This is a genomic window from uncultured Psychrobacter sp. (assembly GCF_947488565.1).
Lineage (GTDB): Bacteria > Pseudomonadota > Gammaproteobacteria > Pseudomonadales > Moraxellaceae > Psychrobacter > Psychrobacter saeujeotis.
In genome coordinates this window covers 836,775-863,000 of sequence record NZ_CANKZC010000001.1, presented here as the reverse complement: position 1 = coordinate 863,000, position 26,226 = coordinate 836,775, and the positions used below count along the sequence as shown (strand labels likewise).

The 26,226-nt window shown below is 42.1% G+C and carries 22 protein-coding genes; 16 read left to right on the top strand and 6 right to left on the bottom strand.

Annotated features, from left to right (window positions below; all coding sequences use genetic code 11):
• The 3 genes from Q0890_RS03455 to ampD form a co-directional block, all read right to left on the bottom strand.
• Nucleotides 1-657, bottom strand: coding sequence for a hypothetical protein (locus tag Q0890_RS03455; RefSeq protein ID WP_299217654.1), 657 nt, complete (start codon nt 655-657; stop codon nt 1-3).
• 133 nt (nt 658-790) lie between these two features.
• A complete protein-coding gene (gene murJ / locus Q0890_RS03450; protein WP_299217651.1) occupies nt 791-2,341 on the bottom strand; it encodes a murein biosynthesis integral membrane protein MurJ in 1,551 nt (516 codons plus the stop codon).
• A gap of 163 nt (nt 2,342-2,504) precedes the next feature.
• Nucleotides 2,505-3,104: a 1,6-anhydro-N-acetylmuramyl-L-alanine amidase AmpD gene (gene ampD / locus Q0890_RS03445; protein WP_299217648.1), complete on the bottom strand. Its 600-nt coding sequence runs from the start codon at nt 3,102-3,104 to the stop codon at nt 2,505-2,507.
• 222 nt (nt 3,105-3,326) lie between these two features.
• On the opposite strand from ampD, the gene Q0890_RS03440 reads away from it, so the two are divergent.
• From Q0890_RS03440 to lpxC, 12 genes are all read left to right on the top strand, one after another.
• Nucleotides 3,327-5,444 carry a DUF4105 domain-containing protein gene (locus tag Q0890_RS03440; protein ID WP_299217645.1) on the top strand — a complete coding sequence of 706 codons (2,118 nt, stop codon included), beginning with the start codon at nt 3,327-3,329 and terminating at the stop codon, nt 5,442-5,444.
• A 9-nt stretch (nt 5,445-5,453) separates the two neighbouring features.
• Nucleotides 5,454-6,293: an SDR family oxidoreductase gene (locus tag Q0890_RS03435; protein WP_299217642.1), complete on the top strand. Its 840-nt coding sequence runs from the start codon at nt 5,454-5,456 to the stop codon at nt 6,291-6,293.
• A gap of 57 nt (nt 6,294-6,350) precedes the next feature.
• A complete protein-coding gene (locus Q0890_RS03430) occupies nt 6,351-7,403 on the top strand; it encodes a hypothetical protein (RefSeq protein ID WP_299217639.1) in 1,053 nt (350 codons plus the stop codon).
• Nucleotides 7,404-7,479: 76 nt separating this feature from the next.
• On the top strand, nt 7,480-8,223 hold the full coding sequence (gene pyrE / locus Q0890_RS03425) for an orotate phosphoribosyltransferase (protein ID WP_299217637.1): 744 nt from the start codon (nt 7,480-7,482) through the stop codon (nt 8,221-8,223).
• Nucleotides 8,224-8,375: 152 nt separating this feature from the next.
• The gene (gshB, locus tag Q0890_RS03420; RefSeq protein ID WP_299217634.1) at nt 8,376-9,341 is read left to right on the top strand and encodes a glutathione synthase; all 966 of its coding nucleotides are present in this window, start codon (nt 8,376-8,378) and stop codon (nt 9,339-9,341) included.
• 237 nt (nt 9,342-9,578) lie between these two features.
• Entirely contained in the window at nt 9,579-10,664 is a 1,086-nt protein-coding gene (gene murG / locus Q0890_RS03415; protein ID WP_299217631.1) for an undecaprenyldiphospho-muramoylpentapeptide beta-N-acetylglucosaminyltransferase, read from the top strand.
• A gap of 90 nt (nt 10,665-10,754) precedes the next feature.
• Entirely contained in the window at nt 10,755-12,194 is a 1,440-nt protein-coding gene (gene murC / locus Q0890_RS03410; RefSeq protein ID WP_299217628.1) for a UDP-N-acetylmuramate--L-alanine ligase, read from the top strand.
• A gap of 29 nt (nt 12,195-12,223) precedes the next feature.
• Nucleotides 12,224-13,318, top strand: coding sequence for a D-alanine--D-alanine ligase (locus tag Q0890_RS03405; RefSeq protein ID WP_299217625.1), 1,095 nt, complete (start codon nt 12,224-12,226; stop codon nt 13,316-13,318).
• 400 nt (nt 13,319-13,718) lie between these two features.
• Nucleotides 13,719-14,522 (top strand): cell division protein FtsQ/DivIB, encoded by an 804-nt coding sequence (locus tag Q0890_RS03400; protein WP_299218001.1) that lies wholly within the window; start codon nt 13,719-13,721, stop codon nt 14,520-14,522.
• Nucleotides 14,523-14,674: 152 nt separating this feature from the next.
• A complete protein-coding gene (gene ftsA / locus Q0890_RS03395) occupies nt 14,675-15,967 on the top strand; it encodes a cell division protein FtsA (protein ID WP_299217622.1) in 1,293 nt (430 codons plus the stop codon).
• A gap of 281 nt (nt 15,968-16,248) precedes the next feature.
• Nucleotides 16,249-17,445, top strand: a complete 1,197-nt coding sequence (ftsZ, locus tag Q0890_RS03390; protein ID WP_299217620.1) for a cell division protein FtsZ — start codon at nt 16,249-16,251, stop codon at nt 17,443-17,445.
• Nucleotides 17,446-17,793: 348 nt separating this feature from the next.
• Nucleotides 17,794-18,711, top strand: coding sequence for a UDP-3-O-acyl-N-acetylglucosamine deacetylase (gene lpxC / locus Q0890_RS03385; protein ID WP_299217617.1), 918 nt, complete (start codon nt 17,794-17,796; stop codon nt 18,709-18,711).
• A 299-nt stretch (nt 18,712-19,010) separates the two neighbouring features.
• Here lpxC and Q0890_RS03380 read toward each other — a convergent pair whose 3' ends face one another.
• A complete protein-coding gene (locus tag Q0890_RS03380; protein WP_299217615.1) occupies nt 19,011-19,526 on the bottom strand; it encodes a DciA family protein in 516 nt (171 codons plus the stop codon).
• A 151-nt stretch (nt 19,527-19,677) separates the two neighbouring features.
• Between Q0890_RS03380 and Q0890_RS03375 the strand changes: the two genes are divergently transcribed.
• Nucleotides 19,678-20,406, top strand: a complete 729-nt coding sequence (locus Q0890_RS03375; protein WP_299217612.1) for a CHAP domain-containing protein — start codon at nt 19,678-19,680, stop codon at nt 20,404-20,406.
• 189 nt (nt 20,407-20,595) lie between these two features.
• Here Q0890_RS03375 and Q0890_RS03370 read toward each other — a convergent pair whose 3' ends face one another.
• Together Q0890_RS03370 and Q0890_RS03365 are read right to left on the bottom strand one after the other, a co-directional pair.
• Nucleotides 20,596-21,357, bottom strand: coding sequence for a hypothetical protein (locus Q0890_RS03370; protein ID WP_299217608.1), 762 nt, complete (start codon nt 21,355-21,357; stop codon nt 20,596-20,598).
• A gap of 144 nt (nt 21,358-21,501) precedes the next feature.
• The gene (locus Q0890_RS03365; protein ID WP_299217606.1) at nt 21,502-21,813 is read right to left on the bottom strand and encodes a YhbY family RNA-binding protein; all 312 of its coding nucleotides are present in this window, start codon (nt 21,811-21,813) and stop codon (nt 21,502-21,504) included.
• A gap of 460 nt (nt 21,814-22,273) precedes the next feature.
• On the opposite strand from Q0890_RS03365, the gene Q0890_RS03360 reads away from it, so the two are divergent.
• From Q0890_RS03360 to folP, 3 genes are all read left to right on the top strand, one after another.
• Nucleotides 22,274-22,906, top strand: coding sequence for an RlmE family RNA methyltransferase (locus Q0890_RS03360; protein WP_299217603.1), 633 nt, complete (start codon nt 22,274-22,276; stop codon nt 22,904-22,906).
• Between the two features lie 270 nt (nt 22,907-23,176).
• Entirely contained in the window at nt 23,177-25,069 is a 1,893-nt protein-coding gene (gene ftsH / locus Q0890_RS03355) for an ATP-dependent zinc metalloprotease FtsH (protein WP_299217600.1), read from the top strand.
• A 219-nt stretch (nt 25,070-25,288) separates the two neighbouring features.
• Nucleotides 25,289-26,194, top strand: a complete 906-nt coding sequence (gene folP / locus Q0890_RS03350; protein WP_299217597.1) for a dihydropteroate synthase — start codon at nt 25,289-25,291, stop codon at nt 26,192-26,194.
• Nucleotides 26,195-26,226 lie beyond the last annotated feature (32 nt).

The window sequence follows — 26,226 nt, the reverse complement described above, 5'->3', positions numbered from 1 at the left end:
CTAGCCTAAAATTTTCCATTGGCCATCTATCTTTTGCAGCTCATAGGTCAATGGCGCAGGCTCACTTTGGTCTTTTAGCATGAGCTCACCGGTGATAGTGGCGCGCGTTTTATCATCATTATATTTAGTATCAGTAATAGTGACGCCTTCGACCGTTTGCTGAAAAGCCAACTGCGTATTGGCCAGCTCCTCTTCAAAGTTTGCCATATCTACTTCATAATAAGAGGCAGATTTTTTTGCATCATCATAGTACAAGCTGTTTAGCGCTTTCTTAACAGTAACTTCTGGTGTGCCAGCTTCAGTAGGATTGGTGACTAGACTTTTCTGCTGGGCAGAGGAGGTAACTGGATTGATATTATCACTATCAATAGCAGTTTCCTCTTCAACACTATCTGCTATCTGTTCACTTTCAACAGCATTGTCAGCATTAGTTAATTCGGCTTCAGCTGCTTCATTTTCAGCTGCCTCATCTTCAGAGGTCTCAACGACAGCTGCGGTGTTTTGAGTATCATTGGCAGCTGTCTCTGTTTCTACATTATCATTATTGCTACAACCAGTTAAAAGTAGTCCAGTGCTTAGTACGCCGACAGTTAGTATGGTTGGCAAGCGTGACAGTCTAGGTCGTAAAAATTGTAACGTTGAATTTTTAGTTGTCATAATAGTCCTCAATAGTCATTTATTCATTAAAGAGCAATTATGGCAACTATCAGCGTCATTCACTGTCAATTCTCATACTAAGCTTGTTTTGGTTTCGTAAGTTTGTACGCCGCTTAATTTTCAACACTAAGTTTTAACCATGTTTTAGCTGACGAGGACGAAAGCCTGTTGCTAATAATACTGCGCCATAAACTACCGCACCAACCGCGCACATGATAAGTAGCGCTGCAATACGTCGCCACTGAGCGTCATCAGTTGGAAAGTAGGGCAGCATGACATAAAGCACGGCAACCATGGCACTCGCAGCAATCGCAAACTGCGAAAATAGCTTTTTCCAGTGACTACCAAAGCGAAATATCTCACGTTTATGCAAGAAATAATACAACAAGCCTGCGTTCACAAAGGCGGCGCCCGTTGTTGCTAATGCCAAACCGCCGTGCAGCGGCATATCAAAGAAGTAGAATATGCCAATAAAAATGACACTAAAAATCATATTGGCAAAGACGGAAACGATACCGATTTTTACTGGTGTTCTGGTATCTTGACGCGCAAAAAATGCTGGCGCGAATATTTTAATTAGCATAAAGCCTAAAATACCGCCCGCCATACTACGTAGTGCCAGCGCGCTCATCTGTGAATCACGTAAGGTAAACTCACCGCGTAAAAACAGCGCCTGCATGAGCGCATCTGCGAGTATAAACAGAGCTGCCGATGCTGGTACACCAACCAAGATAATAAGTCTTGCTGCCCAGTCAATGGTCTTTTTAAAGCTAACATCATCCTTTTGCGCTTCACTTTTTGACAAGCTTGGCAGAATAACCGTACCGATAGCCACCCCAATTAGTCCTAGTGGTAGCTCGCTCATACGTTCCGCAGCATACAACCAAGAAACCGAACCGCCTATCATAAGAGAAGCAAATACGGTATTGAGCAGCAGGTTAATCTGAGTGACAGAGACGCCAAAGATAGCCGGTAGCATGAGTTTTAAAATACGCTTAACACCTTCGTGCTTGAAATCAACTTTAGGTGCGACCAGCAGTTTTTGTTGCCATAGCTGCGGTAATTGAATCAAAAACTGCAACAAACCAGCGATAGCAACTGCATAACCGAGCGCCATAATTGGCGTATCAAACATTGGCGCAAATATTAGCGCAGCGCCAATCATACACAAGTTTAATAATACTGGTGCAAAGGCTGGCGCAGCAAAGCGCCCGTAACTTTGCAAGATACCACTGGCAAAAGCGGTCATAGAAATAAACAATAAGTAAGGGAAGGTCAGGCGGAGCAGCTCAGCGGTAATGGCAAATTTGTCGGGCTGATCGGCAAAGCCAGGCGCAAATAATGTCACCACCCAAGGCGCGATTAAAATGACAACCACTGTCAGCATGGATAGAACCAGCAACAGTGCCCCTGAGGTACGACTGACCAAAATCTGTACCTGTTGCAGGCTGTATTTTTCTTTATATTCAGACAGTACAGGCACGAAAGCTTGGCTAAATGCGCCTTCTGCAAACAGACGCCGCAAAAAGTTTGGTATCTTGAAAGCGACTAAAAAGGCATCCATCAGGCCACCTGCGCCAAAGACACCTAACAGTACGATATCGCGTACTAGACCTAAAATACGCGACAGCATAGTCATGCTACTGACCACCATGGTTGAACGAAATAACCGACTTTTTGCCATGAGAACCTATTTTACCAAATTGTTTACTGATGGTTGTTTGCTGATTTACTATTGTCAAAAAACTGACGGATTATAGCACTTTCATGGCATATCTATAGCATAGATAAATGAATTGAATGCAGCTGTTATCATGAGTAATCGATATCTTGCTAATTGTCATAAGTTAGTCGTTCAGCTTTCGCGCTACCAGCTCGCGAAACTTTGCCCATTCAAAATAATCACCAGGATCTGTCTTACGTCCCGGTGCAATATCACTGTGTCCGGTTAGGTGTCGGCGGGTTTTTGGATAGGCGGCGTATATAGTGGCGACTACTGCTGCAAGCGTGTGGTATTGAGCGGTGGTGAAGGACACAAAATCTGACCCTTCAAGCTCGATGCCAATGCTATAATCGTTACATTCAGGTCGGCCAAGATAGCTTGACCTGCCCGCATGCCACGCGCGTTCATTGAAATTTACAAATTGAGTAATAGTGCCATCACGTTCGATAAATAGGTGCGCCGATACTTCTGCGCCTTTAATCGTCTGAAAATAAGGATGGGCATCCCAGTCTAATTGATTGGTAAATAGCGCTCTTACATAATGCACGCCGTCAGTACCGCAGGTGCCAAACTCATTGGGTGGTAGGCTAATATTATGAATGACGATAGTATCAATGGTCGTATCGTCGGGTCGTTTATTATAATTGGGTGATGCAAGCCAAGTGGCTGCGGATAGTAGGCCGTCGTTGATAGTCATTGACGATGGGGTAGCTGAACTGAGCATAATGTTCTCTTTATATAATGGTATTAACAAGTATGCAGCTAAAGCATGTATCTAATAAGTTTTCGTAAAATAATAACAAACATAACTTATATGCTTAAGAGCTAAATAATTTAGTTCCAAGATAACTTTTGAAATATTTAAGTCAACAGCCCAGCAGATATTGTTGACTAGACCCTAATAGCGCTACCAGCGTATCAATAATAACGTGCGAGATTTTACCTTATGTCTATAAAGCCGTCTTCTATATCTGTAGATTGTACCTTAAGCGCAATTAGCCTGCGAGCTTGCAGTCATCGAGCACGTTTGCCGATTGCCATTGCTGGGCTACTACTCTCTGCAAATGCGCAGGCTTTTTTGCCAACGCCAGCATCACTAGTGACGACAGGAGAGTTAGCGCCTGATATAAATTCTGTGCCTCAAGTAAAAGCGGTGAACTTAGATAGTGATAAGAGTGTGCAAAACAATCAAGCTCATTCACTAGAGGCCAAACAGCTACTAGCCACATGGCGCAAGCAAGTACAGGCAGACAACCTTGCCGAACATACAACGTGGCGACGGTTATTATATTTTTTGGATGATAAAAAGTCGCTCTTTAATAAAGGTGCGCCCAAAAGCTTAATCGATAGTCCAGAGTTCTTTCTCAGTGCGAATGGTCAACAGGATGCCAGTGCTGAGCTTGATGCGATGCTTGTGGCGTTTGCCAATCAAATCGCAGCCTCTCAAACCACACAGTCTACCAATAATTCAAACTCAGCCATTTGTCGTTTTCCAGCGCGCACGCACTGGCTTACTGAGACTCTGGGCATTGATAGTTCGAGCTTGCAAGCTGACTGCCCTGAGCTTAAAGAGTGGATGGCCATGCTGAACCCCGAGCAGCTGTCGATTATGTTTGCTGAGGAGTATTTGGACAATCCAATCTCCGCTTTTGCTCATACCTTGCTGCGTATTGACTCACCAGCCAGCGCAGCAGATCCTAGCCAAATTCATCATGCTTACGCGCTCAATGACACCGTCGATGGTAATCCTGATGACGCTTTTGCCGTTTATGCTATTAAATCAACTAGCGGCGGCTATAATAATAGGATTGAGATTGATCCTTATCCAGAAAAGCTGGCCAAGTATCTCAAAGACGATGAGCGTGATACGTGGACGTATCAGTTGGATTTAACACCCGCAGAAGTGCAGCAGATTATATTGCATGTATGGGAAACTAAGGATTTAGATATTCCTTATTATTTCACAACGGATAACTGTGCTTCTGAGATTTTACGTCTGATTGATGTCGTGCGCCCTGAGCAAGATTTGCTCAGTCAATTGCCCTATGTTGTCATTCCTTCCGACGTGATTCAACTGCTTAATGACGAAGCCATATTAGCAGATGCTCGTTACACGCCATCTGACGGTACGGTGCGCCAGGCCGAGTTAAATAAAGCGAAGGCAGCAGCACTTGGTTATCAGCAATTATCTAAAGATGACGTTCATGATATTCAATCAGCAGAGCACAATTTGGCATCAAGTATATCTGCTGGTGAGGCTGACCAAAAAACGATTATAGATCACGGTATTGTCGCCTCGGATAATAACCCTATCGACAGGCACCCTTTGCAAGTGGCTCAAATTGGTATTGGTCAGCGCGGTGACAACAGCTATGTCGATGTTGGGTTACGTCTAGGCTTTCATGACACCCTTGATCGGGCGTCAGGATTTTCACAGTTTTTCAATCTAGAAGCGCTCGCCACTACGCTACGCTTTTATGATGCTGATAGCAGTAAGGACAATGAACCTGACAGCGTGGTATTAGAAAACTTTACTGTGCTGCGCGGACGCTCTTTTAACCCGGTCAATACTGCCAAGCAAGGCAAGACTTGGGGCGCAAGTATTGAGGCGACGCGCGTGAATGATGGATCGCAAGCCGAGGGTCGGGATCATCTAGTTGGGAGCGTTGGCTATGAAACTGGCTGGTCGTGGGCGTTCGGTACACCTAGTGCTGGTACTGGTGAGATGCCGCCACAGCTATGCTATGCCCTGTTATCAGGGAAAGGGCAAGCCGGGCGCGGGATTAACAAGGGCTTTCGCGTAGGCGCAGGCGTGAATGCTGGCTGCCGTTATCAGATTAACAATCAGTTACGCGCGCAGGCCCAATTGCAATTGCCATATTGGTATCATGGCAGCAGTGACGACTCTAACGTTCGCGGTCATTATTGGCAGCCGATCTCAAGCTTAGGTCTGCAATACGATATCGATAAAACACAAGCATTACGCATTAATGCCAACTACGATTGGCAAGATCGCGTCGATGCCAATGACGATGTGCAATTGTCATACAGACGCTATTTTTAAGGATATAAAATGAGTAAGCGAAATTTACTGATTATTGGACAAGGTGATATCGGATTGCCAGTCACCAATAAACTTACTGAGGACGGTTTATCGGTCACCGGTCTTGCCCGTAGTAAACGCGAACATTATGATTTGAATAGTAATGCAAAGTTTATGCAAGCTGATGCGTTGACACTTAGCGCTGAGCAGCTGCAAGACTTTACTCATATTGCAATTATCGTCACTCCTGATGAGTATTCGACCAGTGGCTATCACGACAGTTATTTGGCGATTAATCAACATTTAGTAACCCTTGCGGATAAGCTAACCAACCTTGCGCGCGTTGTTTTTATTTCCTCAACGGGTATTTACGGTCAAGATAGTGGCGAATGGATTGATGAAGATACTGCGCCTGTTACGCCTGAGCGCGAAGCTTCCAATGTGATACTCCAAGCAGAACAAGCGCTGCAACATGGTTTTGGTAATAAAGCCATTATCATTCGTCCGAGCGGGATTTACGGACGTGAGCGTCTCATGCGCCTGCGTAAAGCCCGCGAGCCACAAAAAGAGCCAGTGGCAGCAGCGCACTGGAGTAATCGTATTATGGATCGCGACTTGGTCAATATTATCACCAACGTCCTGACCATCGACGCACCAAAGCCCCTTTATATTGCCACTGACTATGCGCCAGTCACGACTTTTGAGCTGGGCGTTTGGTTAAGTGAGCAGATAGGAGAGATGCCTCCTGCTATTGATAATAAAAAAACAGCGGTTACGGGGAAACGCTTACATAGCAACATTCCGTTAGCTTGGCTCGATTATCCTGATTGGCAAGCAGGTTATCGTGATATTTTGAGTCATCAAGAGTAAGATGACAGCTTGATTTGATTAGAATTGATTTTATGTTTTATAGTTTATGGAGATTTCATGACCCAGCCTTCTACTTCTGATAATCGCTTACCCAATGCTGAACTTGCAGCAATAGGCGATAAGCTGGCAGGAAACCATATACAAAAAAAGGCTGACCAATTGTCTATACTAGCTGATTCACAGCAGCCTGCGATCGTGCACCCAAACTTTGATCCGAGTCAATCGCCACTTGACCCTGCGCGGCCTTTGAGTGACATTCCGGAGCCTGCTCGACGCCTAAATGGCCAATTGCGACGGCTCTATGGAAATTCTGCGCGGTTTTATCAGCCTAATGAAGACAGTTTGTCGAAATGGGAGTTGGTGGCGTCAGAGGCATTGGCTGAGCATTTGTCATTATTAAATGCGGCAAAGCTTGTCGAGTTTCCTGATAATTTTTATCAGAACCATAGCGAACAGCCGTTATTATCGCCGCTAAGCGACATGACCTTATTAGATATGTCGGATATTCAGCAGGCGATTCGCGCTCATCCAAAACTGAATCGTTATGGTTTTGCGCTTGCTGATAGTCCAGTAAAAACCAATAAAAATGACGGTGGCTCTAATAACAGGCCTAACAGCTCTAATAGCGACTCTGATAATAATAGCAAAGCGTCTTCTGCCTCGTTACGTGCGTTGACCAAACGTTATAATCCTGATGAGTTACTCAACAGTCTTTATGCTGATGACTGGCAAGTGATTTTACAGCCGCAGCAGTTTGAGACAGGCGAGGGCAGTTTGGCGACAGATATTATGGCTTGTAGTGTCGCTCTTCATGCTTTAAAGCAATGTAGTACGCGCAAAACTATTAATCACCGTTATAGCGCGGCACAAATCTGTCAGCATGTTCGTAGCTACCTGCTCAGCCAGCTTGATCTTGAGCCAGCACAGCGTTATCAGTATCGCCAGATTCGACTATTTGCAGGACATATTATTGCTGCGGCTTACCATTTAGGCTGGGACATACAAGTGAGCCATGATGGTCAATGCTATTTTAATCTCTCATCGCGTAGTGGCCTACTGACTCGTTATCCGAATATGCAGGATTACGACATCAATGGTTGGTCAAGCTGATCAATAATGCGTACAATAATGCAAATTTTTAGCCCTTTATTTTGCTAACCTTTATTTTGCTAATAGGAATGCCATAATGCTCAATGCCCCAGTGACTAATGCTCAACCTGCTCAAAACGTGTCTTTTTCATCTCATCAATTCATCCAACTCGCTTTAGACAATCAAGTTTTAAAGTTTGGTGAGTTTGTGCTTAAATCTGGCCGTATCAGCCCGTATTTTTTTAATGCAGGCTTGCTTGCGACTGGTGAGATGTTATCGTTACTAGCGCGCGGTTATGCAGATGCCTTGGCTGAGAAAATGGCCGAACAGATGGCAGCTAGCAATAACGGTGCAGAGCAGCAAGAGCTGGTCATTTTTGGCGCGGCTTATAAAGGTATTCCATTTGTGGCGGCAACCGCGCAAGCGTTATGGCTGCATCATGGTATCAATGCTAAATGGGGTTATAACCGTAAAGAAGCCAAAACTCATGGCGAGGGTGGTAACTTAGTCGGTGCTGATGTCAGTGGCAAAGCTGTCTGGGTACTTGACGACGTGATTACCGCTGGCACTGCGATGCGCGAAGTGGTGGAAATATTAGAGCAAGCGGGTGCAAGTGTGGCTGGTATTATTGTTGCTCTTGATCGTAAGGAAAAAGGCCAAAATGATCATTCTGCTATACAAGAGCTTGCCGCGACGCTAGAAGTGCCTGTACATGCTCTCGTTAATATTGATGATTTAATCAGTTATTTAGCAGACGACCATGGTGTACAAAGCGGCCAGTATAAAGACGCGACCCAACTGGCAAAGATGCAGCATTACCGCGAGCAGTACGGGGTATAGTTTGTGGTTAGGATGCTGTTCTTGAGCTGTATTCAAGCGTTAGTATATTGTAGGTACTTATAAATAAGGGTTTATAAATACCTGCCTATAGATTAAGTGTCTGTCAATTTTAATAACTGCCTATTTATAATATAACGTAAGTGAGCCTTATCATGAGCCAAGAAAATCAAAAAAAATCTCTAAAAATACTCGTTATTATGGATCCTATCGAGCAGGTCAACTATAAAAAAGATACCAGTTTGGCAATGATGTGGGCCGCTCAAGACCGCGGTCATACGCTTGGTTATTGTCAGATTCATGATCTATGGTTGGATCGTGGGCAGTTGATGGTCGATACACAGCCAGTAACGGTAAAGCGTGACCCCGAAAACTTCTATACGTTAGGCGATAAAGCGACAGGTCCGGTCAGTGACTATAACGTGATTTTGATGCGTAAGGATCCACCGTTCGACATGCGTTTTGTTTATGCAACCTACCTGCTCGATCATGCCAAAGCGGCAGGCGTGCTAGTGGTCAATGACCCACAAGCGATTCGCGACTGTAATGAGAAGTTATTTGCCACTTGGTTTAGCGAGTATATGAGCCCAACGATTGTGACCAGTAATCAGGCCCACATTCGTAAGTTTATCGCTGAGCAACAAGACGTCATCGTTAAGCCATTAGACGGTATGGGCGGAACTGGTATCTTTCGTCTGACCGCCGACAGTGCCAATATCGGTGTAACGTTGGAGATCTTGACTGAACTTGAGACCCTGCCAATTATGGCACAGCGTTATCTACCTGAGATTGTTGAGGGTGATAAGCGTGTGTTGATCGTCGATGGGGTAGTGGTTGATTACAGCTTGGCACGTATTCCAGTCAAGGGCGAAACCCGTGGTAATTTAGCTGCAGGTGGTAGCGGTGTGGCCATGCCGCTTACCGATATTGAACGTCAAGTGGCAGAAGTTGTCGCCCCAGTTGTCAAAGAAAAAGGTCTCATGTTCGTTGGTTTAGATCTAATTGGTGGCCGTATTACCGAGATTAACGTCACCAGTCCAACTTGTGTACGTGAGATTGATGATCAGTGTGGTACGGATATTGCGACAGACTTTATGATAGCGATAGAAGCTCGTTGTTAAGGTTTGTATTTTGAAGATGAGCGGTTATTAATTTTTTGATATCTCTCATTTTTATTGTTTGGCATTAAAGTGTTTCAACCCATTATTTAAGCGATAAAGTGCTATATAAATGAGCATAAATTCCTCTATACTATGCGAGCTTTAGTGTATGAGCTTTTATAGTGAATTATTACTATTAATATATGAGTGGCTACTACTTAATATTTATTTCAGTAAAGATAAGAAAGGCAGGCGTTAATGAAGACACCGCACATAATGATGATGGCCGCTGGTACTGGTGGCCATGTATTCCCAGCGCTGGCAGTTGCTGAGGAATTGACCCAACGCGGTGCCGTCATTCACTGGCTAGGTACGCCAAACGGTATGGAAAATGATTTGGTCAAACCAGCTGGCTATGATTTTCATCCTATTGCGATGCAGGGATTACGCGGTAAAGGTATCACGCGCTTAGCCAAGTTACCTTTTACCTTGCTATCAGCGACGATGGCTACAGTCAAAATTATTCGTAGCAATCGGATTGATATGGTGGTGGGTTTTGGCGGTTATGTCACAGCACCCGGCGGTATTGCAGCACGTATGACCAATACGCCTCTAATTATTCATGAGCAAAATGCCATTGCTGGTATGAGCAATCGTTATTTGGCGAAGATTGCAACTAAGGTACTACAAGCGTTTGAGCATACCTTTGCTGATAGTACACAAAATGCAAAGCTTGAAAGCGTTGGTAATCCAGTACGCAATGCGATTTCGGGTGTCGCTGAACCGATTAAGCGCTACGATATCAGTGATCGTTCACCTTTAAAGCTATTAGTCGTTGGTGGCTCATTGGGCGCGCAAGTATTAAACGATACCGTACCTAAGGCACTCTCATTAATAGACCGTCCTTTTGAGGTACAGCATCAGTGCGGTCGTAACAACGAGCAAGCGACAAAAACAGCTTACGATAGCGAGGATTTAAGCGCTCATAAGTTCACTGTACAGCCATTTATTGACGATATGGCAGCGGCGTACAATTGGGCAGATATTATCGTTTGTCGAGCAGGCGCGTTGACAGTTACTGAAATTCAAAATGTCGGTATTGCCGCGATTTTTGTGCCGCTACCGCATGCAGTTGATGACCATCAGACTGCCAATGCGCGCACCTTGACGTCACACGATGCTGCGATTTTATTACCGCAGTCTGAGCTAACAGCGCAGCGTCTGAGTGATGAGCTTGCAGCGCTTGATCGCCACACTTGCTTAGAGATGGCAAAAAAAGGCCATGCCCTTGCCAATCGTAGCGCCACTAGCCAAGTTGCTGATATTATTTGGCAAGCCTTGTAGCCTATATCTTCAGAAGCTACTGTTTCCATAACTGATTGTTTATACAACTAATTCAATAAATTTATTGGCCTTTAATAAAGAGAACCTTTTATGTCTACCTCCGCGAAAGCTCTACCCAAGCGTTTGATTGAAATACCAGAAATGCGCCGTATTCAGCATTTGCATTTTATTGGTATTGGTGGCTCGGGAATGTGCGGAATCGCTGAGGTTATGAATAATCAAGGCTATCAAGTTAGTGGCTCTGATATCGCTGATAGCGTGGTAACGCGGCGTCTACAGCAGATTGGTATCGAGATATCAATTGGTCATGATTCTAAAAATATCGCGAATGCAGATGTCATCGTTGTATCCTCAGCGATTGATCGTAGCAATCCTGAAGTAAAAGCGGCGTTAGAGGCGCGTCTACCAGTGGTACGCCGCGCTGATATGCTTGGCGAATTAATGCGTTACCGTCATGGTATTGCGGTTGCTGGCGCGCATGGCAAGACCACGACGACTAGCTTATTAACCACTATGATGGCAGAAGGGCAGCTCGATCCGACCTACGTAATTGGCGGTAAGCTGAATGCCTCAGGAAAAAATGCTGCGCTTGGTAGCAGTCGCTATCTAGTTGCCGAAGCGGATGAGTCTGATGCATCGTTCTTGTCATTGCATCCAATGGCGGCGATTGTCACCAATATCGATCAAGATCATATGGAAACTTATGAAAACAGCTTTGATAAATTAAAAGCCGCTTACATTCAGTTTTTACAAAACATGCCGTTTTATGGTTTAGCTGTGGTATGTGGCGACGATCCAGAGCTGTATGCAATGATTGATGATATTGGCCGTCCAGTACTAACTTTCGGACTTGAGCCGTTCAATGATGTGCAAGCGATTGACGTGGTTAGTGAAGGCACTAAGACTCACTTTACGGTACTGCGCCGTGACCGTGAGCCACTACGTTTAACGTTAAATATCCCAGGTATTCATAATGTCTATAATGCCCTTGCTGCTATCACCATGGCAACTGATGAAGGGGTAAATGATGACGCTATTGAGCGTGCTCTACAAAAATTTGAAGGTGTCGGTCGCCGCTTTGAGCAACATGCTTCTGTCAGTGTTGATGAGGGTGATGTCTTATTGATTGATGATTATGGGCATCATCCAAAAGAAGTCGATGCCACGATTAAAGCGGCGCGCCAAAGCTTCCCAGATCGTCGTTTAGTGATGCTGTTTCAGCCGCATCGTTATAGCCGTACGCGTGATTGCTTTGATGATTTCGTTGAAGTGCTCTCAAGCGTGGATGAATTGCTACTATTAGATGTATATTCAGCGGGTGAAAGTCCGATCGCAGGCGCTGATACCAAAGCACTAGCACGTAGTATTCGTCTTCGCGGCGCCGTTGAGCCTACGATTATTGATAAAGACAATCTTGCGCCCGTTATGCAGCGCCTTTTAAAAGCCAACGACATGCTTCTTACCCAAGGTGCTGGTAATATTGGCCAAATTGCAATCGATTTGGCTGCAAATGATTTATATCTTAAATAAGTTTTAAAAGATTTTTGGAAATCGTACTCATGACTATTAATGACAATCAACACACAAATCCTTTCAATAGTGTCAACGATGGTGCTGATAATGAAACACTTATCACCAATCCAGAGTCAGCTTTAGCAGCAGCTGCTCAAGTAGAGAAAGATGGTATAGAAAATAACCAGCCAAGCCAAGCCTTATCATTAAGTGTTGCGACGAGCAAAGTCAAAGATGCCAGTGAGTTTGGTAAAGTCGCTGTCATTTATGGCGGTAGTAGCAATGAGCGCAGCGTATCATTAGACAGTGGCGCAGCAGTATTGCAAGCTTTACAAAACCAAGGCGTTGATGCCACGCATTTTGATCCTAAGCACCAAGACATTACCGAGCTTCGTGAGTATGATCGAGTGTTTAATGTTTTACATGGTCGCGGCGGCGAAGATGGATTGTTACAAGGCGTGTTGCAATGGTTTGATATCCCGCAGACAGGTTCAGGAATTTTAGCATCAGCACTTGGCATGGATAAAGTACGTACCAAGCAATTGTGGCAGGGCTGCGGCTTATCAACAGCGCCATTCTCATTACTAACGGCTGATACTGACTGGCAGCAAGTCGTCAACATGCTAGGGCTACCTTTAATTATTAAGCCCGTTCATGAAGGTTCAAGTATTGGCATGACGAAAGTCAACAACCTTGACGAGTTGCCTGCAGCATACGCAACGGCAGTACAGTGCGGTGATGCAGTAATGGCTGAACGCTGGATTACTGGACGCGAGTTTACGATTGTTGTTATCGATGACGAAGCTTATCCAGTAATACGTCTTGAGCCTGCCGACATTACCAATTTTTATGACTTTGAAGCAAAATATAACCGTAACGATACCAGTTATTATATTCCGTGTGGTTTGAGCGATGCTGACGAAAAGCATTTGCAAGCGTTGAGCCTTGCAGCATTCCGCGCGGTTGATGCAAAAGGCTGGGGACGTATTGATGCGATGCAAGATGAGGCGGGCAGCTTTTGGCTACTTGAGATCAATACTGTCCCGGGTATGACCAGCCATAGTTTAGTGCCCATGGCTGCTAAGGCTTACGGCATGGATTTTGATACGTTGTGCTGGCACATATTGGCACAAACACTTTAATGTATAAAAGGATAAGTAGAGACTGATGGTCATCGCTTACTTTATACAAAATGAATTTTATTACGGTTTATCAAACTAAATAGGTAATTTTCCTAGTACTATATTGAACAAAACGGATATAATGCCATGTCATATTGTATCACTAGCCCTGCTATATCTCAGCTTCATGTAAACTTGTGTAAAATCACTGGCTACAGCATGGGTTAGGCTATTGTTTACCATCAAAATACGTTAATATTGTGGTGATTGGGTTATGTAAATGATATACCTCTTGTTTTGAGTGTTTGTTATGATAAAAATAATACAATTATGATAAAAATCATTTAGTGGCAGAACAGCTATCTGTTTAAAGTGTCTAATAAATTAACCATATATAACAAGCATAGGGGCAAGTGTGACTATGGCTCAAACTGTCAATGGAACAACTGACTTGATGAGTAATGACGTCCGTCGCCCAGGATCTAGCTTACAAATACCTGTATGGGTAAAGTATATTTTTACGACTCTGGTAATAGGGTTATTGTTGTTAATACTATTAATGGGTGGTAAAGCTTTACGTGATGCACCGCCAGCGGCTATTCATGTTGATACACAAGACTTATCTACTGCTCAGCATCAAGCACTGCAGCAGACCATGAACCAGCAGAAAGTAAGCAGTTTTTTTACGACTGATTTACAGGCATTACGAGATATTGCCATGAGTCTTGCTTGGGTTGATGAAATTAGTGTGACTCGAGATTGGCAACAAGGTATTGTCATTACTGCATTACCTAAACAAGCAATAGCCAATTTTGGTACGGAACGACTGGTTGATGCAAAAGGTGCAGTATTCGTGCCAGCTGATAATGAAGCATTGATTCAGCCGCAGTTTGCTACATTGCAAGGTGAAGTAGACCAAGCACCTGTGATTATGCAGCAAATGCAACAAATCAACGATTGGTATGTTCCGCTTGATATGCGAGTAGAGGATATTATTCTAACACCTCGCATGACGTGGCTGGTACGTTTTGATAACGGTCTACGGGTCATTGTTGATAACGAAAATACTGCCCAAAAGCTGCTCAATCTGAGTCAACTTTTGAACAATCAATTGGCTGATCGTCGCGACAACATGCAATCGATAGATTTACGTTATAAAAATGGTTTTACAATAGCGTGGAAAGTAAAAGAGTCGTCGGTAGAGCCTCCGACGAGCCAGTTGTGATATAGAGTTTATGCTTTGTGGTCTGGTTATATGAGTAGGATAGTTGCACAATTTTTGTACTATGAATGATAGAGCGAATCAAATAGTACTGTTCTAGTGATTCAATAGAGACAGCAGATAGTCTTCTATTTAGTGATAATTTGTTTGGTAACATGAAAAATACTGAAAATCTGGTTGTTGTCCATCTAAGTGCCACTGCAGTTTATGTGGTGATTGGTAGCGTTGTCTCTGCAAAAGACATACGTATCATGGGTGTTGGACAAGTCAAAAATAGTGATTTTTATCAAGGCCAAATCAAGCATCGCGAACGTTTACAGGGTGCAATCAAACAAGCCATTCAAGATGCTGAAGATATGGCAAATTGCCGTGTGCATAGTGTATGGCTGACACTTGCGACGCCTGAGTTATCTAGTAAAAACAGTATCGGTAATGTTGCAGTTGAAGAAGAGGTAGTACGTGCTAGGGATATGGTACAAGCATTATCTAATGCCAAATCTCAAGACTTACCCTCTGATTATTATTTAATGCATTGTTGTCAGCAAGGTATTTATATTGATGAGCAGGATACTATGGTTGATGATGCGATTGAGATGATCGCAAAAAACATCACGGTTATGTATCACATGATGATGATGCCAGTCTCTAGCCGTCAAAATATTCAAAAGCTATTGCAAGGTTGTGATGTTGGTATCGATCATATTGTTTTTGATGCAGTAACAAGTGCCGAATATAGCCTAATGAGTGAAGAGCGCCAGCAAGGTGTCTGTCTAGTAGATATAGGCGCGAGTACCACTAGTATTTGTGTATATAAAGAAAACAAACTTATTTTTACTCACTGTATAGCCAGTGGTAGTCATGAAGTAACCATGGATATCTCAGCCGATATCGGTATTTCTATGATAGAAGCTGAAAAGCTCAAAAAATCACATGGCACAGTAGATATAAATAGTATGGATCCAAGCTCGTTCTTTATCTTTAAACCGCAAGGTTCAGGTGATGAAGTTAACGTCAGTCTTTATAATTTAGCGCGCATTATTGAGGCACGTTATGTACAGATATTTACTGAAGTCGTACGACAACTTCATGAAGCCGAGCTTTTAGGTTATATTGATCGAGGTATTGTGCTTAACGGTGGTGGTAGTACTATTAAAGGTATGATACCTTTTGCTAAAAGGCTATTAAAAATGCCTGTGGTGTTATCCAACACTCATCCTGCTATCAGTGCTTATAACCATTTCGATAATGAGGAATCGTTTAAGCAGTTAAGTATGCAGGTAAATAATCGTGCTTATCAAACGGCATTTGGTACTCTGCTCTATAGTCAAAGTGAGCAATTTCGTCATAGTGAGCAAAGTGAACCCGATGCCATTAAAAGAGGTCGTATAAAAGGGACCTTCCAAAATGTCGGTCAACGTTTTACTAGTGTCCTGAAAAAAATACTTTAAGATTTTGAGGTGATACACAAAAACCTTAAGTATTTTTAACCCATATCTGTCATGGACGATTGAAAGTAGGCGTTTGATATACGTGTTTTGAGACTATCGTAGTACTGTATGATTATATTATCAGCGTAACATGTTTTAATAGAGGTTTAACACACATTGATTGAACCTCATCTTTATTATTTTATTTGTATGTATTTATATATAGTAAGTCGATAGTACTTTATACGAGTGCGTTGTCACGTATCGACCATCACGCTATCTGCAACTGGAGAACCTTTTTTATGTCAAAATACACCATGCCAGATGATAACCAGTCTCAAAGCAACGGCCAAGCTCGTTTTACCGTATTCGGTGTAGGCGGCGGTGGCGGTAATGCTGTAGAACATATGGTACAGCAAGGTATCAAAGGCGTGACGTTTATCTGTGCCAATACTGATAGACAAGCCCTTGATCGTCTAACCGTACCGCATAAACTGCAACTTGGTGCCAAAAGTAATCGTGGTCTAGGGGCGGGTGCCAATCCAGAAGTCGGACGCGAAGCAGCAGAAAGCGAAGAAGAAGCGATTCGAACGCTACTTGAAAACTCAGACATGGTATTTATCACAGCTGGTATGGGCGGTGGTACAGGTACGGGTGCAGCGCCTGTTATCGCGCGTATTGCTAAAGAGATGGAAGTGTTGACAGTGGCAGTCGTTACGACACCATTTAAGTTTGAAGGTGGTAAGCGTAATAAATCTGCTAAAGCAGGAATTGAGCAATTAACAAACTTCGTTGACTCTATTATTACTATTCCTAATGATAAGCTTATGAGTGTGTACGGCAATATTTCAATGAAGGATGCATTCAAAAAAGCAGATGACGTCTTATTGCATGCAGTACAAGGTATCGCTGAAACTATTGCTCGTTCAGGTCTTGTCAACATTGACTTTAATGATATACGTACGGCAATGACAGCTAAAGGTCATGCGATGATGGGTGTTGGACGTGCGAGCGGCGATGATCGTGCGCGTCAAGCAACTGAAAAAGCAATCAAGTCACCTTTATTGGATGATCTGTGCTTGGAAAACGCGAAAGGTCTATTGGTCAACGTTATTTCTTCTGAAACTTTATCGCTAGATGAGTTTAGTCAAATCAGTGAGATTGTTGAAGGTATAACAGATACTGATGAAGCAAACATTTTCTATGGTTCAGTTGTTGATGAAGAGATGGGTGATGACTTGCATGTTACTGTGATAGCCACAGGTCTAACATTGGATGAAAAGATGGAGAAAGCGCCTCAAGTCCAACAGCCAGTACCTTCTGTCACTAGTACCCAATCAGTAGATCCAAACTTACATACCAGTGCATTAAACAGTCAAAAGCATTCGCAAAATCAGACGTATCAAGATAATGGCGTACGTTCTACATCTACTCAAGAACAACCGCAAACTAAAACCAATAGCATTCAAGATTATCTAAAACGTCAACAGAACAAATAGTATGTTTTAGATAACTATACTATTTGTAAAGTATATATTTTTACATTTGTTTTTTATATATTTCTTAAATATATCATCAACAATGTATTAAACATAAAAAACCAGCACAATAGTGCTGGTTTTTTTGTATTTATACAAAAAAAGGTACACATGCCCCTTTTTTTGTAAGAGTCTAGGCTGACATCAGTACTTTTAGGAACCTTTATAAGTATTATAGATTGATACTTATATGATTATTTAATATATAAATCATGGGTATAAGAAGATTACGGTGCCATAACTGTAGCGAATTAAGGCCTGCTAATGGTACACTATGACAATTGTAACAAATTATGTGAGAAAACAGCCATGAATCAACGAACCATAGAAAAAGCGATAGCTATCACAGGCATTGGTTTGCATAGTGGTCAGCCTGTCGATTTGGAGTTTCATCCGCAACCAGTTAATACTGGAATAGTTTTCGAGCGTTCTGACATTGTTGGTAGTGCGCCAATACCAGCCAGTGCTTTTTTGGTACAAGATACTATGATGTCATCAAATCTTGTTTTCGGTGGGACGCGTGTTGGTACAGTAGAGCATTTACTGAGTGCAATCGCTGGGCTTGGAGTAGATAACCTATTAATAAAGGTATCGGCAAGCGAGATACCAATTATGGATGGCAGTGCATCGCCTTTTGTCGGTCTATTATTGCAAGCAGGTTTTGTTGAGCAAGAAGCGCTAAAAAAGTTTTTGAAAATCGTCAAACCTGTGCGTGTCGAAGTTGATGACAAATGGGCAGAGCTGCATCCATATGAAGGATATGAGTTGAATTTTGAAATTGATTTTGATCATCCAGCATTTGATAAAGACTTTCAACATGCTCAATTAGATTTTTCAACACAGAATTTTATTGAACAACTAAGTGAAGCCCGTACCTTTGGTTTTTTACAAGATATTGAGACTCTAAGACAAAATAACTTAGCATTAGGCGGTAGTATGGATAATGCCATCGTTATCGATGATGCTCGTATTTTGAATGTTGAAGGGCTACGTTTTGCTGATGAGTTTGTTCGTCACAAAATATTGGATGCTTTAGGCGATTTATATCTGATTGGCTATCCCATTATAGGTCGTTTTAATGCCTATAAGTCGGGACATGCATTGAACAATATGCTAGTCCGAGAAATTTTATCAGATGAGAGTAACTTTGAAATTGTAACATTTGATGACAACGTAACTTGTCCAATCGAATATTTGCCTTTAACAGGCTTAATAGTTGAAGGATAAATACAGGAATATACAGGAAGTATCGCAACACTTACGTAAGATTACATAGTTTAAGCAAAATAATGCTCAAATTATAACCACATTAGCGAATATATGATTTTATATTGTTTGATTGGGTAGCTGAAGCCTAGAGTATTCAAAAGCTCAAGGTTTTCTAAAAATCATCTGTTGGTCAAAACTCTCAATTGGGTTCTGACTAACAGATGATTTTTTTTGTTTGTAGAATTACAAAAACGCAGCGTTAACAGCTTATTTTCTCCTGTTTATTTACATAAGTTTACATTGTAAAAGAGGGTTTTTTACTCATTTACCAGCCTTAAAAGGGCTTTTTTGAGGTTTTTATCTGTCGTGACATGCTCTGCAGCCTGTGCTATAGTCCGCTTTGTGTTTTGGCTAAGAGCCTGATTTTTACCAATTTTATGAGAGTTTAGGTCACTTGTTATTGACGATAAATTCTTTTCATTTAACAATTTATTTGAACTCGTTTTTGAAACGATGACCTTTATTTTCTTAAGTTGTTTAAATGTAATCGATTGTTCTGTTAATACTCGTAGATAGGCACTTTGTAGATAACGAATATGATTGGCTGCAGTAGCAGAGCCTACACTTAATGTTAGTTGCTCAGAGCTCAAACCAACGACCCAGCAATTGGCAAGTATTTCTTCAGGTAGACAATCAATTAGAAGTGTTTTTAGTTCATGAGTCATCTGTGCATAAAACTGCATATTTTCAGTTAAAGCTTGAGGTAGGGCGCTACCAGCAAATGCCTGATGATCAATAAGTTTAGCTAGCTGATTAGGCTGTTTCTTCGACATTATATTTACTCATCCATTGGGTGATAAAGGTCGATAAATAAATTGAGTATGTTGAATTTTATCACGGTTACTTAGTGATACGTCTTCTAAATTAATTAATGTCTTGTCATGGATGACAAGCAATCTTGTATTAACAATAGGTAGTAAATTTATGAAACAAGCTTTATTAATTTTGTCAGTATTGGGAATGGGTTTAGCACAAACGAGTGGTGCTGCCGAAACCACCTTTCAGCCAAATAATACCTTGAGTCATACCATCACAAATATTTCAGTGTCTCAGAACTACGGTTCTAGTCGTAATATATATAGCACTAATAGTGGCGCGCATGTTTTTAGCAATGATGAAATTAGCCAAGCTATTGACAACTTAAGCGCTCATGCCAAACAAAAAGAGTATAAATTAGCCTCATTAACCAGCCGCTTATCTTATGAGCGTCAGCAGCAAGCAAGCAGCAGAATACCAGATAGTAACTCTGCCCCTGCTATTGCAGCTGCTCGTGCGTCAAGAGTTGCTCTTTCTAGAAGCTCTGGTTATTGTGCCCGCTACGTGCGTAAGGCTTTGCAATCAGCTGGTTATGAGTTCACTCCAAATCCTTCAGCTTATCAGTACGCCTCTCGTGGTACACTTGCCAATGCTGGTTTTACTAAAATCAGCAATGACATGACGCCTCAAGTTGGAGATGTCATAGTCTATGACCGTAGCTCAAAACGCCCACATGGTCATATACAGATTTTTGATGGTTCAGGTTGGGTGTCTGACTTCCGCCAGAACAGTATTAGCCCATATAGCGGTGTACATAGTTATACCACATGGCGTGATTCGCAATATGTCGACGATGCCTCAGATCGTGGTATCTACCTAGCCATGGCTGATAAATAAAATATAAGTAAATTGCTTAAACTTATTATTTTAACGTTTTCTCCTAACTCAGTAATGCTCTTTATGACATTACTGAGTTTTTTTTGTTTTTATCATCGTTCAACTATCAAAGCTATCTGCTATCTGCTATCTGCTATGGGCTATTCAAAAGACCAACCAGTCATTAAACGTTGCTTGACGTTATAAAAGCTATTTCGTTGGTGCAGCTTGCAAATCCAGTGCTGTCCAATAGTAGTGTTGATGAAAGTCAGACGGAGTAGCATGAGCTGGGGCAAAGTACAGATTTGTTTTACCAAACTGTAGAATGACGCATGGATGTAATAGCTTTATGCCGATATCACCGGATGAGTTATGGTTATGAGCATTGAGTGAGAGCTGTTCTAAAGACAATCCAAAGCAGCGTCGATATTGATAGTACGGAGTAAATTTGGTGATGGTTGAATCCACAAAGTGGTTTGCCAGTGTGGGGTGTGGTTTTAGACGGTTTATTGGTTCTGCTTGCTGGTTTGAGGCGCTCTTAGCCCAAGTGATGTTCGCTTTTGTAGTACAGTTTGCTTGCATCAATGGTACTGGAGGCAGTGTCGATGGTGTACGATATTCATCAAATTTGTAAAGAGCATATTGCCCGTTTGGATTAACATTGATTTCTATATAGCTAGCTGTTGCATCAAAAACTTCACTACTGACAAAACATTCAAGACAAGTACGCTCCCATAAATAGTCGGTAAAACGGACTTTTGATTGTTGCCATGCTGTCCAATCTAGCTGCGCAGCTAGCCTAACGGATGGTAGCTGTATTTGGTAGCTCAACCAAAGTTGGCGTGTTGACAGCACAATCGAGGCTTCTACGTTAATGCGTATTTTTTGTAGCTCTTCAATCGCTACACCGATTTGCTCTGCATCAGCCGATAAGGTGTCGGTTGCCAATCGTAAGGTAAATAGCTGGCTCATAGTACTTGATTCATCATAGAAAAGATCGTCAATGTAGATTTGATAAAATGAGGAATAAAATAAAAGCCACGAGCGATGATGCAACGCAGCTTCTATAGTTTTGGCTGTTCTTTCAATCTATTTTATACGCTTCATAGATACTGATTATTGAGCATGACGTGCTAAGTTTGATAACTTAGGATTAGCATTTGGATTCTGACGTAGCAATAACGCCATACGTCCAATAGTATGAATCACATTGGCTTTGGCTGCGGTTGCAAGCTCAGTGGCGACTACGTCACGGTCATGCTTACTGCCAGCTGGTAATTTTACTTTAATAAGTTCATGATCAGTCAAAGCGCGCTCAATCTCTTCGGTGATAGCAGGAGTAATGCCATTATTACCGATCATGACAATGGGTTTGAGCTCATGACCAATACCTTTTAAGCGTTTAATCGTAGCGTTATCAAGTTGCATAGTATTCCTAAATTTTAGTAAAAATAAAAAACAGTTCTAAAATGGTTGAATTGCCATAATAAGTCATAATAAATAAGAAGCAATGTTATCTAAACGACATGACTAAAACCATGTTATTAAAAAAGTTAATATTCATTATAAATAATCTATGACTATCTTGCATGATATCAGTACCATTTTGCACGATTTTACGTGATGAAAATGTTAAACTGAATAACTCGTTGCATTATAAACGCTGCTGGATCATAAAGCTGCTAAATCGTTAATAATGCCTTTAAATTTATTTATAAAAATAAGATTATTTCTAATGGGTATTATCGAATGGGTTTATCAGCATAATATAGCCGATACTGAATAAAAAATGCGACCATCTTTAATTAATAAAAGTTTAGTCAGTCGTCTGTTAAAAATTATGACATCGTAAATTACATGACACCATAAAGTAATAGGAGCAGGTATTTTGGCCACGCGCATTGAAAATAAAGGTTTATCAAAAAGTAGCCGTGCTTGGATGAAAGAACATATTGATGATCATTATGTAAAAAGAGCGCAAAAAGATGGCTATCGTGCGCGTGCTGCATACAAGCTACTTGAGATCAACGAAAAGGCTAAATTAATATCGTCTGGAATGACAGTAGTAGATTTGGGTAGTGCACCTGGTAGTTGGTCACAAGTCGCCAGTCAACTGGTCGGTGAAAGCGGTACATTGATCGCCTCTGATATTTTGCCTATGGACGCTCTAGCAGATGTAACCTTTATTCAAGGGGACTTTAGAGAAGCAGATGTTTTCGACAAAATTATGACTGAGGTCGGTGACAGACAAGTAAATGTGGTATTGTCTGATATGGCGCCTAATACAGCCGGAAACAGTGCGGTCGATCAACCGCGAATGATATATTTATGCGAGCTTGCAGTGGACTTTGCTTTGGAGACCTTACCTAAAGGTGGCGCGCTTATTATGAAAGTGTTTCAGGGCGAAGGGTCACAGGAATTACGCAAGCAGATGCAGTCCAAATTTAGTAAGATTCGTAGTATCAAACCTGCAGCATCAAGACCACGGTCTAAAGAGATGTTTTGGATAGCAATAAAATAACTTGTTATTTCAATAGGTTGTATATAATAAATAGTTTATGATTGATTTTATAAAGTACGTCATATTACGTGTAAAACCGCTACAATTGCTAACTGAATAAACGCAGCTTTTGCTTGAATTATGCAGGTTAAAACCACATATCATGATATATTAACTTTGTTTTGTTTCAAGCAAAGTCGTCTGATAATGTATGATGAATTTATATTACATTTTTATATAGGCGTTACGTGTCTAGTAAACACACCAATAAGTAAGGGATGGGAATAACTAGTGAGCGACATGGTAAAAAATACCTTATTGTGGCTGGTGGTAATCGGCGTTTTGGTACTGGTGTTTAGCGGCTTTGATCAATCATCTGAGCCGGATAACCTTAACTACTCTGAGTTTGTGACCGCAGTGTCCGAAAACCAAGTAGCCAGTGTTGAGATCGACGGCGAGCAAATCATCGGCGAAAAGAAAAATGGTTCATCTTTTGAGACCATTAGGCCAGCTGTGACTGATGAGCAGTTGATGCCTCTATTACGTGAAAACCAAGTCGAAGTCCAAGGGACTGCGCCTAAACGTCAAAGCGTGCTGATGCAATTGCTAATAGCCAGTTTCCCAATCTTATTGATTATTGGTTTATTTCTGTTCTTTATGCGCAACATGCAGGGCGGCGCTGGTGGTAAAGGTGGCGGCCCGATGAGCTTTGGTAAGTCTAAAGCTAAGATGCTGACTGAAGACCAAATTAACGTCAATTTTGAAGACGTTGCTGGTTGTGAAGAGGCTAAAGAAGAAGTCGTTGAAGTCGTCGATTTCTTACGTGATCCTGATAAGTTCACTAAGCTTGGCGCAACCATTCCACGTGGTATCTTGATGGTAGGGCCACCTGGTACAGGTAAGACACTATTGGCAAGAGCCATTGCTGGTGAAGCTAAAGTGCCTTTCTTCTCAATCTCAGGTTCTGATTTTGTAGAAATGTTCGTCGGTGTTGGTGCGTCTCGTGTTCGTGATATGTTTGAGCAAGCGAAGAAGAGTGCGCCATGTATTATCTTTATTGATGAGATTGATGCTGTTGGTCGTCATCGTGGCTCTGGTATGGGTGGCGGTAATGATGAGCGTGAGCAAACGCTTAACCAGTTGTTGGTTGAGATGGATGGTTTTGAAGGTAACGAAGGCGTTATCGTCATTGCAGCGACTAACCGTGCAGATGTACTCGACAAAGCGCTATTGCGTCCGGGTCGTTTTGACCGTCAAGTACAAGTAGGGTTGCCAGATATCAAAGGTCGCGAGCAGATATTGAAAGTGCATTTAAAGAAACTGCCCAATACAGTCGCTGTCGATGCAAATGCTCTTGCTCGTGGTACACCTGGATTTAGCGGTGCACAACTGGCTAACCTTGTGAATGAAGCCGCATTGTTTGCAGCTCGTCGTAATAAAACCAGCGTCGACATGAACGACTTTGAAGATGCTAAAGATAAGCTATACATGGGTCCTGAACGAAAATCTATGGTGATACGTGAAGAAGAGCGCCGTGCAACTGCTTATCACGAATCAGGCCATGCTTTGGTTGCTGAACTATTACCGGGTACTGATCCTGTCCATAAGGTAACAATTATGCCGCGTGGATTTGCACTTGGCGTAACATGGCAACTGCCTGAGCATGATCAGACCAGTATGTATAAGTCAAAAATGCTCAGCGACATTGCTATTTTGTTTGGTGGGCGTATTGCAGAAGAAGTGTTTATTAACCAGATGTCAACAGGTGCTTCTAACGACTTTGAACGTGCCACAAAAATGGCTCGTGCTATGGTCACTAAGTATGGCATGTCCGATGCACTTGGTATTATGGTGTATGAGGATGACGATAGTTCACAAGGCTATTTTGGTTCTAGCAATCGTACTATCTCAGAAGCCACACAGCAAAAAGTAGATGAAGAAGTGCGCCGTATGTTAGAGGAGCAGTATGACATTGCTCGTGAGCTGATTGAAGGCAACCAAGATAAAATGCATGCAATGGTCGATGCATTAATGAAATGGGAAACGATTGACCGTGACCAGTTGCAAGATATTCTAGCAGGTGAAGAACCACGTCCACCTAAGGTTTATCAGCATGGGGTCAATTTGGGTAAAGGTAACGTTAAACCAACCGGTTTAACACCGCCCCCATTACCAGCAATGTAAGTCAAAATCGAACCTAGAGTTATTATAAAAAAGCCCTTTTCATAAAGGGCTTTTTTAATGGTTTAAGATTTTTGGTAGCGACTAGCAATACTAATCATTAGTGTTATAAGTGACAGACATCCGGTTAGACTGTGTGTTAGTTCTACTATTAGATATAATTATGATCTTTTATATGACAGAATATATTATTTATAAAATATAATCATTGATGGATGAGTTATGTCATTATTCGACCCTTTACCAGCTTATACGCTATATGGTCCTACGAAAAAGCTAGATTTATCTCAGCCCCATATCATGGGTATTTTAAATGTGACGCCGGATTCGTTTTCGGACGGTGGCCAGTTTAATGCTATTGATAAAGCAGTTGAACATTGTCAGTATATGCTTGAATCAGGAGCAACCATCATTGACATAGGAGGCGAATCTACTCGTCCAAATGCCGACTCTGTGGCGACTACTGAAGAAGTAGAGCGTGTGGTTCCAGTCGTTGAGGCAATAAGGCAACAACTTGGCGAGGAAGCCTGGCTATCTATTGATACCAGTAATCCTATAGTTATACAAGCCGCTGTTGAAGCAGGCGCAGATATTTGGAACGACGTACGTGCTTTAAAACGCGAAGGTGCAATTGCAATGGCAGCCAAACTTGATGTTCCTGTAATGCTTATGCACATGCGTGGTGAGCCAACAACGATGAGTAGTTTGGCGCATTATGATGATATAGTCAGTGAAGTGAGTGCTGAGTTAACGACTCGTATCGATGAGGTAATAGCTCTCGGCGTTGAGCGTGATAAGATAATCATAGATCCTGGCTTTGGATTTGCTAAAAACTATGAACATCATCGTGCACTATTGACCCAACTTGATAGATTAAAAGCGCTTGGATTACCGCTGATGTTTGGCGTGTCGCGTAAGCGCTTTTTAGCTGAAGTATTGGCTAACAGTGGCCTTGATCAGCTTGCGACAATTAAAGCCCCTGATCGCGATACAATAGGAGTTGCAGCTGGTTTGTTTGCGCTGCAACAAGGTGCTTGTATTATTCGTACGCATAATGTCCCTATGATGCAGCAAGCGGTGGCATTATGGAATCAGTTATCTGCTTACGAGCAAAATAGAGTCCAATAACGACAATGACTATTCTATAATGCCGTAACGTA